Genomic DNA, 12,812 nt, shown 5'->3' with positions numbered 1-12,812 from the left:
AACGTCACCCGCTCCCGCCTGGGACGACTCGTTCGTCAGGGACTCCTCGACCAACCCGGACGCGGCCGCTACCAGAAACGGACTTAACGTCCTCTGAGTGCGAGAAACGCCAACCCGGCCACGGTGTGGTCCCCCTTTCGGTGCAGAGGTCACGGTAGCGCGAATCATGCGGATGCGAGGCGACTTATCCGCCGACGCACGGCGAGGACGGTGGCGTTGGTCTCGGGTGTCGGAGCGATGACGGTCAGCATCGCCAGGAGAGGACGTCCGCTGGCCAGTGCGTCGCTGTCGGGGACGTCCTTCCAGGAGGCGGCGGCCTGGTGGGCGCTGGCGCGTGCGGGCCGGCTCGCGGGTCCGGTGGCGTGCGCCCAGCCGTGGGCGATGTAGGTCCACAGCTCGGCGGCGTAGCAGTAGTCGCCCGACATCCAGGCGAGGTCGGCGCGGACGCCGGCGGCGGTGAGCGTGGCGGGATGGCGCTCGCCGTGGGTGGCTGTCAGGCCGGCCAGCAGGAGGTCCGCCTGGTCGGCGGCTCGTGTGAAGTCGTGGGCACGGCCGGCCTCGTAGACCGCTTGCAGGGCCTGGTCGTGCTCGGGCGAGGCGCTGCTTTCGCCGGCGGGGGCCGGTGTCGCTGCGGTGGGTGGGGTGAGCGGCTCCCCCGGGGCCAGTGGGAGGGTGCTCCCGTCCGGGTTGATCTGCAGTCTGAGGCGCTGCTCGGTTCTGGTGTCGTGAATGGCGGCTGCGATCGGCGCTCCCGCGCCTGCGGCGTCGAGGGCGAGCTGTTGGAGGACGGCGCGTGCGGGTTCGACGCCGGGTGGCACGTCGATGGGCTCGTCGTCGATGCGTGCGGCGCCGTCCGGGCTGATGTGTACCTGGGTGTCGGTCACGTCGCTCCTTGGGGTACGGGCAGGGAGCTTGTTCCCCCGGCGCTCGGGAAGGCGGGCGCGGCCCAGCCGCGGTAGCGCATGTGCCAGGTCCCGTCGGTGACGTCGGACCTGGGCCTGATGCCGATGGTTCCGTAGCCGTTGATGTCGGTGCTGGCCACCATGTCGCCTCCGAGGTAGAGGAGGACGTGGCCGGCCTCGCTTCCGCTGTCGTAGAACAGGAGGGCGCCGGGGGGTGGCGAGTTGTCTCCGGGGTGGGCGTCGCCGCTGGAGACGAGGCGCTGCCAGTGGATGTTGGCCGTCTCGGATCCGGAGGATCCCCAGCCGTAGGCCTGGGCGACGAAGTTGTCGCAGCGGTGGTGGAAGTCAGAGCGGCCGCTGGCGGAGCCTGCTCGTGCGGCCGCGATCGCCTGGTCGGCGGTTCGCGGGTTCTTGGTGGTGAACTGTGCGGCCGGGTCCGTTGCCGTGCCTGTTGCTCCGGCGGGGGTGGGGTCGCAGCCGGCGAAGACCGAGGTGACGGCGGCGGTTCCCCAGGTGGTGCTGACAAGGCCGCCGGCGCTCTGTTCCCACTTGGCGTAGGCGTCGGGGAATCCTGAGCGCTGGACGGCCTGGGCGGCCTGGGTCAGCGGTCGGGTCTGCCAGTCCTTGATCTTGACGAGGCCGTCGTAGAACTTGTTGGCGGCGTAGACAGGGTCGGTGATCTGGGTGACGGATCCCCAGCCCTGGCTCGGCCGCTGCTGGAACAGCCCGACGCTGTCCCGGTCGCCGTGGTCGAGGTTCTCGAGCGTCGATTCCTGCATCGCGGTCGCGACGGCGATGACGGCCGCCCTGGGGCTGAGCCCGCGGGTGCGGGCAACGTTGGTGATCGTGGAGGCGTTGCGGATCTGCTGTTCGCTCCAGTGGGGGGTCTGCTGGGGGCCCTGCGGGCTGATCGGGACGACGACTGCGGGGCCGTCCTGGGCAAGCGGAGGCTCCCACCCGACCGCGGCAGTTGCCGTCCCCGCGCCCTGCGTGCCGCTTCCGACGGGAGCGAGGGAAGTGGTGCAGGTGGCGGCGTTGGCGTCTGCTGCTGCCCCGCTGCCGCCCAGGAGGATGATCGACATGCCCATCACCGCAACAGCCAGCACGGCGGCGAGCAGTGAGGCGCTCTTCTTCACCGCCTCACTGTGACCCGCAGGTCCGGGTCGGCCTCAGGACGGGTCGGAGAGCTTCCCGGAGACCGGGATGTCCACCGCATAGTTCCCGCTCGGCGGACTCTCCTGCAGCCGTGGCGGGCTCTCGCTGCCGTGGCGGGGCCGGGGCGCGTCTAATGGCGGGGCCGGGTGCGCCGTTGCGCCAGCCGGCATTCACAAGGGCCGGCAGGGGGGTTCTGTGGGCGCCGGATCTGCGCGCTCCGCCATGTCGGCAGTCGCCTTGTGACAAGGCGGATTTCACCTTCCGCACCGTGCGGGACCGAGAATCAGGGTGGGCACATGGGACTGCAGGACATCATCCTCGCGGCTGACCCGTCGCCGAAGCCGGGCGGGACGGTGGACGGCCTGGTGACTGGCCTCGCCCCGGACTGGGGGCCGTTCGCGACGGTCGGCGCGACGGCCCGCACGGTCATCCAGGCCATCATGGCGGCGGTGATCCTCATTCTGCTGGGGAAGGCGCTCATCGGCGTGATCCACCTGAAGGTCGGGAACTCCCAGCACGACACGGTGCAGGTCAAACAGGGTCAGAAGGAACTCGCGGGAAGCCTCGTCGCGGCGTTCATCGTGGCGTCCATCGGAACGCTGTTCACCATTGTCTACGGCATGGGCATTTGATGCCCCGCCCGGGCCGTGGCAGCGGCACGCGCGTCCTTCGTCCCGACGAGCCGGCCCGGAAGCCGCCGAGTCCGTTGCGCGGGCCGGTCCTCGTGGTCGGTGCGATCCTCCTGGCGCTGATTCTCGGCGCCGTGCTGATCGGCCGCGGCTCGGACGGATCCGGCGGGGCGGCGGCCAGTCCTGCGCCTTCGGAGCAGGCCGGCAAGGCCGCGGGCGGGTCGAGTCTCTCCGGTGCCTCCGCTGCGGGCCAGGCCGGTTCGAGGCTGGTCGAGGGCGTCCCCGTCGGGTACAGCAGGACCCGTGAGGGCGCGGTCGCTGCGGCGGTGAACTTCGAGATCGCCCGCTCGAGCGCGCGCTACCTCACCGACGCCGGGGCCCGTGAGCGCATCCTCAAGACGATCATGGAGGCGGATGCTGCAGCCGGCCAGATCAAGGACGACAATGCAGCGGCGACGCGGTTCTCCTCAGCCCTGGGGCTGACCGCCGACACCGCCGACAAGCTCATCGCGCGCGCGTCCCCGCTCGGCTCCAAGGTCGTGAGCTACTCGCCGGAGGTCGCCACGGTGAGCGTGTGGATGAGCGGTGTCGTCGGCCTGCCGACGTCCAACGCGCCGGTTCCGGTCTCCGCCTCCTGGACCACCTACACGCTCGTCCTCGTGTGGCGCGACGGCGACTGGAAGGCATCGTCCATCACGGTCACCCCCGGCCCGACCCCGCTGCAGTCGACGGGCCAGCAGCCCACATCCACGGACGTCTTCTCCTCGATGGACAAGGACTTCGATGCGCCTCCTTACGTCGGCTGACACGCCCCTGCGCCGCGGCGCACTCGCCCTGGGCCTCACCTGGATCGCGACGATCGCCGTCATCACGCCCCCGCCCGCCCGGGCCGACTCGGTCTCGGACGCACTCTGCAAGGTCCCGTTCGCTGACGTGGTGTGCAGCGCCGTCGAGAAGGTCCAGGGCGCCAACGAGTTCGTGGACTTCGCCAAGGACCCGCTCGGGTACGTGGCGAGGTCGCTCTCCAACTCGGTCGTCAGCTCCATGAACTCGCTCACCGAGGACCTCACGCACTGATGGGGATCACCGAGATCGACTGGAGCAACGCCGGGTTCATCCGGACCTACACCATGGCCTTCGGCGCCTCGGTCGTGCTGACGGTCGTGCTGTGGCTGGTGGCCGTGGTGAAGCGCGCCATCCAGGGTGTCGATCCCGTCCAGGCGCTCGGCGAGTCCATCGGATACCTCCTGCTGTCCGTCATGACGTCCGCCTTCGCCCCGCTGGCCATCGCCTACGTCACCCAGATCTTCGACGGCATCTCGGAGGCGATGCTGGCACCCGTGGCCGACGACCTGCCGAAGATCGGCTCGGTCGTCGGAGCCATGCTCGGTCTGCTGCTGGTCATCCCCGGAGGGCCGATCATCGTCCTCGCCGTGGGATTCTTCCTGCTGATGGCCGTGCTCGGCGTCTGGCTCGAGCTCATCGTCCGCAACGCCCTCATCTACACCGGCCTGGTCTTCGGCCCCACCGTCTTCTCCGGACTGGTCGACAAGGACCTCTGGGGTCACACCAAGCGCTGGTTCGGGATCATCGTCGGAATCATCGCCTCGAAGTACGTCACCTTCACGACCCTGGCCCTCGCCTCCGCGCTGCTGGCCGGGCGCAGCAGTGAGGGTGCCAGCGTCGCCCAGGCGTTCGGGACGATCCTGACCGCGCTCGCGCTGTTCTTCCTGGCTCTGTACCTCCCGTTCCAGGTCGCCAAGTTCATTCCGATCCTTGGCGACCAGGTCCAGGACGTCTTCGGCTCGCGCAAGCAGATGCAGGGTGGTCTGTCGAATGTGGGCCAGTCCGCCAAGTCGAGCTTCGGCGAGATCAAGTCGAAGCTCGGTGGCGGCTCGGAGGGGGACGACGAGGGCGGCGACGGTGACGAGATCGACGCTGCGGCCGGCGGCGGTGCCGCGCCGGGGGTGGGGCTCGCCAAGGCTGCGCAGGAGCGCGGCTGGCAGGAGGTCGAGGCGGCCGCGGCACGTGGTGTGGACGGTGCCACGGCCGCCACGGAGCAGGGCAGTGGGCAGAGCGGCGGGACAGTCGGTGCGGGCGGCGCGGGCGGCGCACCCGGCCGGGACCATGGTTCGGACGAGCCGGACGAGGAGCGAGCGGGCGGGGCGACGCAGGACCGTGTCGGATCCGATCGCGGGATGTCGGGGGCGCAGGACGGGGGCTCGGCCGGCCGTGGCGGGGCCGGCGACGGCGCGGGTTCGGTCTCACCTGCCGGGTCCGGGTCGTCCGGCGCGGCTGCGGCGCCTGCCCTTGCGCCTGCCGAGGTCTTCTCCGACGGGAGCCCGGTGGAGGAACCACCGGACGACGAGTGACGCGCGACAGGCCCAGAACACCTCTCCCCCACTGTCAGGAGCCCTCATGTCCCGTACGTTTCTCTTCCCCCGCCCCAGGCCGCGCGGTCTGCTGGGTCGGCGCCTTGAGATGGACGAGCAGTGGGTGCTCGCCGCGGGCGTGATGGCTGGGCTTGTGTTGCTGTGGATCGCTCCCGGGATCCCGTTCAAGCTGCTCGGGTTCGCGGTGACAGCGGGGTCGTGCGGGTGGGCGACGCTGGCACCTTGGCAGGGCCGCACGTTCCTGCGGTGGTGGGAGATCCGCCGCACGCACCGCAGGCTGCTGCGCGACGGGCGCCTGCTCTACCGGTCGATCGCTCCGAAGGTCGGCCGGCGCGGGGACGGCACCCCGGGGAAGGTGGCGCCGCCTCCGGGGATCCCGGACGTGGAGTGGATCCGGGCGCGGACCGCGTACGGAGACCTGGCGATCCTGCTGCAGACCGACGAGGCGATGTTCACGGCGGCCATCGAGGTCGAGGGGCAGAAGAACTTCGGCGGCCTGGACGCGGAGGACAAGGAGGCGCTGGTCGGCGCGTGGGAGTTCCTGCTGAAGTCGACCGCCGACTCCGGCGGTCGGGTGCGCCGGCTGCAGTGGGTCAGCCGGGTGGTGCCGACCGATCCGAACGCCCACGCCCGCGACGCCGAGGCCCGCCGCGACCCGGCCACCCCGCAGTGGCTGCACGACTCCTACGACCAGTTGCTGCGCACCGTGGCGATCTCCGCCGAGGACCGGCGGCTGCTGATCGTGGTGGGCATCCCCTACGACACAGACCTGGTGGCGGAGGCCCGCCGGTACCGCACCCTGCACGAAGGGTTCGGGATCGTGCTCGGCAAGGAGCTCGAGGAGTTCATCCGGCGCCTCGGGCTGGCGCAGCTGCGGTGGGTGCGCAACCTGGACGAGCCGTCGCTGGCGAGCTGGCTGCACCACAGCTACGACCCGAGCCACTGGATCAACGACACCCGCGGGATGGACCGGGCGACGGCATGGCCGGCCGAGGTCGACGCCCGCGACCCGGCGGTGATGCTGTCCCGCAGCTGGGAGGGGACCGAGCCCTGGCACAGCGTCACCGCCTGGTGGAAGCAGCTTCCGGTCCTGCCGGTCGGGGTGAACTTCCTCGCGCCGCTGCTGCTGTACGTCCAGGACGTCATCTTCACGGTCGCGGTGACGATGGACCTGGTCACAAGCGACGAGGCGCTGCGGGAGGCGATGGCGGACGTCACGAACGAGATCGGGCAGGCGGACAGCAAGGTCGGGAAGGTCAACGACCCGCGTGAGGCGAAGGACCGGCGGACAGCGACGGCCACGATGCACGACATCGCCAACGGTGCCGCGGGCATCCGGCTCGCTGGATGGGTGACGGTCACCGCCCCGGACGCGGAGAAGCTGCGGCAGCACCGGGATCTTCTGCGGGCCCAGGCGACTCGCGCCAACCTCGCCCTGGAGTGGTGCGACCACGAGCACTTCCGGGCCCACGCGAACACGCTGCCGCTGGCCGGCGGCCTGCTGAAGGGCTGAGCCGATGCTCGAGATGCTCCGGACCCAGCGGCAGACCCGCCGCCGGGCCTTGAGGACGACCACCGCGCAGGCCTGCGGCCTCTACCCCGCGGTCGGCGCGCCGACCGGCGACCCAAGGGGTGTGATCATCGGACGGGAGATGTACAGCGGAAAGGCGTTCATCTACGACCCGTTCGTGCTCTACGATCCATCCGCGCGCGAGCGGCTTCCCAGCGGCCACATCCTCATCCTCGGCAAGAGCGGCTACGGCAAGAGCGCTCTGGAGAAGTGCTACGTCCTGCGGCAGCTGCGGTTTCAGGACCGCTCGTTCGCGGTCCTCGACGCGCAGGGAGAGGACGGCGTGGGCGAGTGGGACGCGATCGCCCGGGAGCTGGGCATCAAGCCGATCCGCCTGGTCTACGGCGGCGGCGCCGAGGACGGCGCGGTGCGGATCAACCCGCTCGACCCCCGGATCCCGCCCGAGCACCAGTTCAAGATCCTCTGTTCGATGATCGAGATCATCGACGGGGAGATGAACGCGGAGACCCGCTTCGCCCTCTCGGTCGCGCACCAGGTCGCCGTCACGGCGGCCGCGGCCGCAGGCCGGGTGCCGGTGCTGTCCGACGTGCTGAACGCGCTCACCGCCCCGCAGCCGGCCGGCCTGGGAAAGAAGTCTGTCACCGCTGCGGAGCTCGGCCGGTGGGGACGCCCGGCGTCGCTGGCCATGGACGAGCTGTGCTCCCCCACCCGGGACCTGGCCGGCCTGTTCGACGGGCCGACGACCGACGGCATCGACCTCGAGGCCCGGCTGATCGTCTTCGACCTGACCCGTCTGCCGCGCGAGGGCATGGCGATGCCGCTGCTGATGTCGGTGATCGGTCCGTGGCTGCGGTTCGGCTGGATCCGCCCGCACGACCGCACCAAGCGCACACTGATCGTCGAGGAGGCCTGGCACATCCTCAGCCACCGCCCGGTGGCCCGGTTGTTCGAGGAGTTCGTCCGATACGGCCGCCGTCTGGGCCTGTCGTTCATGGCAGTGATCCATCACCTGAGCGACGTGGACGTCGACGAGTCGCCCGAGGCGATGGCCATCCTCAAACTCACCGCCACCCGGGTGCTCTACCACCTCGACAAGGCGGACGCCGACGCCACGGCCGAATACCTGCAGCTGCCCGCCTGGGCCCGCGAGGCCATCGCGGACGGGGCCAACGTCTGCGCGCCCGGACGCGCTGTATGGCAGGTCGGCGGCCGTATCTCGCTGGTCCAGCACATCCGCTCCAGCGCCGAGATCCGGCTGACCAACACCAACAGCAGGATGAGCGAGAAGCCCCGAGAGTTCGCGAACGCAGCACCCCTGATCGCCATGAACCCGCGGACGGAGTCCCGATGACCGACCGACCCGCGTTCGCGGGCCCCCAGGCCTTCTCCCCACGCGTACGAGCGGTGAGGCGGCGGCTTCTGCCGGCCGGACGGGGTGGGGCATGAGTCTTCACCTGGTGCCGGTCCGGTCCCGCGAGGCGAAGGCCTTCGTCCTGAGACACCACCGCCACCACCGGCCGCCCGCGGGCCAGGTGTTCGCGCTCGGGGCGGCCGACGGATCGGGCGTGCTGCGCGCGGTCGCGATCGTCGGCCGACCCGTGGCCCGTCATCTCGACGACGGTGTGACGCTCGAGGTCACGCGAACCTGCAGCGACGGGGTCCGCAACGCGAACTCGCTGCTGTACGGAGCCGCATGGCGCGCCGCGAAGGCACTCGGCTACGCACGGCTGGTCACCTACACCCAGGAGGGCGAGACCGGAGCAAGCCTGCGAGGCGCCGGCTGGAGGGTCGTCGCCCAGCGTCGGCCTCGCGCCGGCTGGGACACGCCGCGACGGCGTCGTACAGCCGGCGGCGCCGCGTTCACCGCCCGGACGCTGTGGCAGGCACCCTGGCAGAGCCCCGATGGAGCAGCGGCGCACGATGCGTCGGTCGATGAAGCAGCCGAAGGAACAGGCGGCAACGGTTCGGAGCCCACGCCCGTCGCAGGGCATCCAGGGGGTGGCGCATGAGCATGAACAAGGTCGCCTCGCCGATATCCGCCACCCGGCTGCGCCTGGGCCGGGACGCCTGGTGGATCAGTCTCATCTTCGCGCTCGTGGTCCTGGCCGCACTCGTGTGGCTGGCGGCCGTCCTGTCCGGCCTCCCCGCTCACCGCCGGCCGGCCGGCGTCACCTGGACCCAGGCCGGCGCGGCCTGCGTCGGCGTCTTCATCCACTTCACCGAACCCGCTGCTGCCTTCCCGAGGGGATCCGGCGTCGGCGGACCGGTGCCCTTCTGGGGTTTGTTCGCCGGAGAATGCACCGGGGCCTACCACCTCTCCAAGGCTCTGTGGCTGCGCTGGCAACGCCGCCGCTCGGACGGCGCCGACGGCCTCGCCACCCGCAGACAGCTCGAGAACGCGATGAGCGAGGCGAAGGCGCTGGCCCGGGTGCCGTCCCTGCGGCCGAGCCTCGCCAAGGCGGCGCCCGGCACGGTCGACGTCCGGGAGGTCGCGGTGTTCTGCGGCACCGCCGACCCGGCGCAGTTGCCGCTGTGGCTGACGATCGAGGAGAGCCTGCTGCTGGTCGCGCCGCCGCGCGAGGGCAAGACCAGCCAGTTCATCCTGCCGGCGATCCTCGAGTTCCCGGGCACAGTCCTCGCGACGTCGTCCAAGACGGACGTGCTCTTCTCCACGGCGAAGCTCCGTGAGCGGTTCGGCACGGTCATGGCGCTGGACGCGACCGGGCTGTCCAACTGGCCGTTCCAGCTCGCATGGCCGCTGACCGACGGCTGCGAGGACTTCCAGACCGCCAGGCGGCGGGCCGAGACCCTGACGGCATCCACCAAGAGTGACGAGGGCACCAAGAACGGCGGGTACTTCGTCATGAACGCGAAGATGCTCATCACCTGCTGGCTGCACGCGGCTGCCCTGGAAGGGCGCAATGCCCTGGACATCCTGAAGTGGGCGACCTCGCCGGCGGAGCGGGAAGCGGTCGACATCCTCGCCCGGCAGGGCAAGGTCGAACTGTCCAGGGCGCTGGCGGCGCAGCATGCGGCTGCGCCGGAGGAGCGGAGCGCGTCGTGGCGCACTGCGGAGCAGAGCTTCATCGCGCTGTACGACGAGCGGGTGGCGGGGATCTTCGCGCCGCAGCAGGGGAACTTCGACATCGAGGCGTGGCTGCGTGGTGGCGGCACGCTGTTCCTGATCGGGGACGAGGAGGAGGGCAGCGCGCTGGCGCCGGTCCTTGCGACGTTCGTGCAGGCGATTCTCGACACCGCGAAGAAGGTCGCCGCTCGGATGCCCAACGGCCGGCTCGACCCGCCGCTGGGGTGTTTCCTGGACGAGCTGGCGAATGTGGCGCCGCTCCCGCAGATCCCGAGCTTCATGTCCGTCAGCGGTTCGCAGAACATCTTCGTCGCCGCGGTCCTGCAGAACCTGGCCCAGGCGGAGGAACGCTGGGGCCAGACCGGGGTGCGCAAGCTGTTCGGATCCGCCACCGCGAAGATCATCCTCGGTGGTGTCAGCGACGAGCAGGAGCTGAAGTCGTACTCGGCGCTCGTCGGGGAGTTCGACGAGGACACCGAGTCCGTGTCCGACGACGGCGACCGGGTCTCCTCCTCCCTGTCGGTGCGGCGCAGGGCGGCGCTGGAGCCCAGCGACATCCGCATGCTCGAGGAGCGGATGGGCCTGCTGGTGCACCGGCGCACCGCGGCGACCCGGGTCCGGTTCGTCCGTGCGCACGAGGGTCCGCGGGCGGCGGAGATCGCCGCGGCGACCAAGGAGGCACTCGCGATGGTCAACCCGGAGGTGGTTCCCGATGCCTGATCCCTTGGAGCCGTTGTTCGACGAACTCGCATCGATCAACGCCGAGCTGACGTCCATCACGGTCCGTCTGGCCACGCTCGAGGAGCGCCAGCCGGCCGTCGGCGGCGGGCCGGGCGGGGATGCCTCCGGGGGCGGCCCGTCGGATCGCGCCGCCGGCGCCCCGGTGCTGTGGCGGTCGATGGGCGACGAGCAGAGGGCGTTGCTGTGGCCCGAGTTCGTGGCGTGGGTGCTCTGGCTCGCCGATGCCTACGAGCTGACGACCGAACAGCTGCCGCGGCAGTGCTGGTGGCAGCATGCGTCCGTCGTGGAGGAGCTCACTGCTCTGTGGACGTCCCACGCCTCCGCGTACGCGTCGGAGGAGGATGTCGGCGCGTCCCCGTACCTGTGGCAGGACGCCCTGGCCCGGGCCGTGGAACGGATCAACCGGAACTGGCTGGGTGGGTGCGTCAACGGCTTCCACGAGCCGAAGTCCCGGGTCCCCTTCGGAACCGATGCTGCCTACCGCGATCAGCTCCTGGCGGCCGGCCCACCCGGCGACCGAGAGCCCGACCCGCCGGGCGGCATTCCAGAGCCACCACAGGGCCTAGGCTGACGGCCCCGCGGGGCAGGGAGTCGCGAGGCCGGCGTCTCCCACGCCTTCCTCTACAACCACCCCGACCCGCGCGAACGCATCGAACGCCTGCGGGCCCACCCGCGGCCGATCCCTGCACCGACCACCCCGGCGAATCGGACAGCACCCTCGTCCTCGCGCTGACCAGCCAGATCACCCGGCTGACGCAGCAGCACCGCCACGAGGTCCAAGCCCTGCGGAATGCGCTGAAACAAGCCCACGGCGAGAACCTCGACCTCCGCCGCGAACTCAACCGCCGCGGCCGGGCCAACGGGCCCGGGTGAGATCAGGCTTCCGTCATCAGCATGATCAGCTCGGCGTCGGTGGCATCGGACCGGAGCCGGACATCGAAGTTGTATCCCTCGTCGCAGAACACGAGGTCGAGACCTGCCGGAGCGAGCCGACGAAACATGACTGCCAACCACACAGCGTCATCGTGGCAAAGATCCAAATAGAGGCAGGTGCCGTCCTCATGCAGATACGCCTCGTCCGAACCATCCTCCGTCTCGAAGGCCCAGCAGAAACTCCGCGCCTCGCTGTGGTGCGTTGAGTCGATCTCGACGCCCACCCATCTGCCCCGGATCTCCGCCGTCAGTGCCTCGCGGTCGACTCGCCATTCGTCCGCTTCACCCTCGACGAACACCATGAACTTAGCCATGGCGACTGTCTATCACCCGCGTCCGACACCGAGGTGAAGTTCCACCCTCGATTCGGACACTCTCTGTCTACGCCGCGAGGGTATGGCCTTGCTCGTGTCGCTGGCGGATCTCGATTGGCGTGAGGTAGTCCCACTCGGGATGCCTGCGCAGACGCTTGCGGTTGTAGAAGGTCTCGATGAATACGAAGACCTCCGCGCGCTGGCGCGGTCCGGCAAGATCCGGGTGCCGATCTCCTCCTTCAGTACGGCGAAGAAGCTCTCGGCAGCGGCGTTATCGTAACAGGAGCCGACTCGCCCCATCGCCTGCCTGATGTCCAACTTGCCTATCTCGCTGCGGAATTCACCTGACGTATATTCGCTGCCGCGGTCCGAGTGACGAAGGCGCCGTGGTGGTCCTCAACGAGACGGAAGCGGATCACCGATTCGCCTCGGCCGCGAAATAGGCGGCCGCCTTGCGAAGGATCTCAATCGTCTTCTGCTGCTCCAGGTTCTGCCGGCGAAGCCGGGCGGGCTGGCCCTCACCCCGGTCGGTGCGGTCCTGCTTGACTCAGCCTCGCAGCCCCTCCGGGCTGACCCCGAGCTCCCGGGCGATCTCGGTGACGTTCCGGTGCGGAGAAGACGGACGAGCGCGACAGCGTCCCTCTTGAACTCCGCCGTGTACCGATTACTCATGTTGCTGTTGCTTCCCACCTGAAACCGCTTCCTCCGGGCTCACACGTCCCAGTCTCCAGGTGTCCAACCGCAGGATGGAACTTCAACCAGTCCTTCCCCGACATCGCAGACGCCTCCCGCCTGCTACCCGCCGACACCATCCTCGACGGCGAACTCCTGGTCTTCGACCACCCACCCTGCGACCCACAGGCCAGCCGCCTCGCCTTCGGCCAGCCCCGCGCGCCTCACTGCCACCCGCTCCGCGAACGCGGCCCGCCGCTACCCCGCCCACGTCGTCGTCTTCGACCTGCTGCGCCTGGACGGTGTCGGCTGCACCCGGCTGCCGTATGCGCGTAAGCGAGCCACGCTGGAGGCGCTGTTCGAGCGGCCCGGGCTCGGCGCGCCGCGGGCGCTGTGCCCCGTTTGGAGGTGCTGATCTGGTCGTCAGCTATCAGCCGTGGGACCCTGAGTGTCGAAT

Annotated in this window: 13 protein-coding genes; 10 read left to right on the top strand and 3 right to left on the bottom strand. The window is 70.2% G+C overall.

All coding sequences use genetic code 11. The annotated features are described in order from the left end of the window. Positions 1–164 precede the first annotated feature (164 nt). Together AB0D08_RS06895 and AB0D08_RS06890 are read right to left on the bottom strand one after the other, a co-directional pair. Positions 165–884, bottom strand: coding sequence for a hypothetical protein (locus AB0D08_RS06895; RefSeq protein ID WP_359886667.1), 720 nt, complete (start codon positions 882–884; stop codon positions 165–167). Then, on the bottom strand, positions 881–2,038 hold the full coding sequence (locus AB0D08_RS06890; RefSeq protein WP_359886664.1) for a hypothetical protein: 1,158 nt from the start codon (positions 2,036–2,038) through the stop codon (positions 881–883). The genes AB0D08_RS06895 and AB0D08_RS06890 overlap by 4 nt, the downstream gene beginning before the upstream one ends. Positions 2,039–2,353: 315 nt before the next feature. On the opposite strand from AB0D08_RS06890, the gene AB0D08_RS06885 reads away from it, so the two are divergent. The 9 genes from AB0D08_RS06885 (at position 2,354) to AB0D08_RS06845 (ending at position 11,007) form a co-directional block, all read left to right on the top strand. After that, positions 2,354–2,689 (top strand): hypothetical protein, encoded by a 336-nt coding sequence (locus tag AB0D08_RS06885; RefSeq protein ID WP_359886661.1) that lies wholly within the window; start codon positions 2,354–2,356, stop codon positions 2,687–2,689. A gap of 92 nt (positions 2,690–2,781) precedes the next feature. Then, entirely contained in the window at positions 2,782–3,492 is a 711-nt protein-coding gene (locus tag AB0D08_RS06880; protein ID WP_359886658.1) for a hypothetical protein, read from the top strand. Next, the gene (locus tag AB0D08_RS06875; protein ID WP_359886655.1) at positions 3,470–3,763 is read left to right on the top strand and encodes a hypothetical protein; all 294 of its coding nucleotides are present in this window, start codon (positions 3,470–3,472) and stop codon (positions 3,761–3,763) included. Before AB0D08_RS06880 ends, AB0D08_RS06875 begins: the two co-directional genes overlap by 23 nt. Further along, the gene (locus AB0D08_RS06870; RefSeq protein WP_359886652.1) at positions 3,763–5,058 is read left to right on the top strand and encodes a hypothetical protein; all 1,296 of its coding nucleotides are present in this window, start codon (positions 3,763–3,765) and stop codon (positions 5,056–5,058) included. Before AB0D08_RS06875 ends, AB0D08_RS06870 begins: the two co-directional genes overlap by 1 nt. A gap of 46 nt (positions 5,059–5,104) precedes the next feature. Beyond that, the gene (locus AB0D08_RS06865) at positions 5,105–6,592 is read left to right on the top strand and encodes an SCO6880 family protein (RefSeq protein ID WP_359886649.1); all 1,488 of its coding nucleotides are present in this window, start codon (positions 5,105–5,107) and stop codon (positions 6,590–6,592) included. 4 nt (positions 6,593–6,596) lie between these two features. Next, positions 6,597–7,961: an ATP/GTP-binding protein gene (locus AB0D08_RS06860; protein ID WP_359886647.1), complete on the top strand. Its 1,365-nt coding sequence runs from the start codon at positions 6,597–6,599 to the stop codon at positions 7,959–7,961. Positions 7,962–8,052: 91 nt separating this feature from the next. Beyond that, the gene (locus AB0D08_RS06855; RefSeq protein ID WP_359886646.1) at positions 8,053–8,619 is read left to right on the top strand and encodes an XF1762 family protein; all 567 of its coding nucleotides are present in this window, start codon (positions 8,053–8,055) and stop codon (positions 8,617–8,619) included. Further along, positions 8,616–10,415: a TraM recognition domain-containing protein gene (locus AB0D08_RS06850; RefSeq protein WP_359886643.1), complete on the top strand. Its 1,800-nt coding sequence runs from the start codon at positions 8,616–8,618 to the stop codon at positions 10,413–10,415. Before AB0D08_RS06855 ends, AB0D08_RS06850 begins: the two co-directional genes overlap by 4 nt. Then, complete coding sequence (locus AB0D08_RS06845) at positions 10,408–11,007, top strand: hypothetical protein (protein ID WP_359886641.1); 600 nt, start codon at positions 10,408–10,410, stop codon at positions 11,005–11,007. The genes AB0D08_RS06850 and AB0D08_RS06845 overlap by 8 nt, the downstream gene beginning before the upstream one ends. Before the next feature lie 304 nt (positions 11,008–11,311). On the opposite strand, the gene AB0D08_RS06840 is transcribed toward AB0D08_RS06845, so the two are convergent. Beyond that, the gene (locus AB0D08_RS06840; protein WP_359886638.1) at positions 11,312–11,683 is read right to left on the bottom strand and encodes a hypothetical protein; all 372 of its coding nucleotides are present in this window, start codon (positions 11,681–11,683) and stop codon (positions 11,312–11,314) included. An 82-nt stretch (positions 11,684–11,765) separates the two neighbouring features. Here AB0D08_RS06840 and AB0D08_RS06835 point away from each other — a divergent pair, with 82 nt between their 5' ends. Then, entirely contained in the window at positions 11,766–11,963 is a 198-nt protein-coding gene (locus tag AB0D08_RS06835) for a hypothetical protein (RefSeq protein WP_359886636.1), read from the top strand. Positions 11,964–12,812: the final 849 nt, after the last annotated feature.

The organism is Kitasatospora sp. NPDC048540, assembly GCF_040651175.1.
GTDB lineage: Bacteria > Actinomycetota > Actinomycetes > Streptomycetales > Streptomycetaceae > Kitasatospora.
The sequence above is the reverse complement of the archived record's forward strand: the minus strand, read 5'-3'. Positions and strand labels throughout refer to the sequence as shown.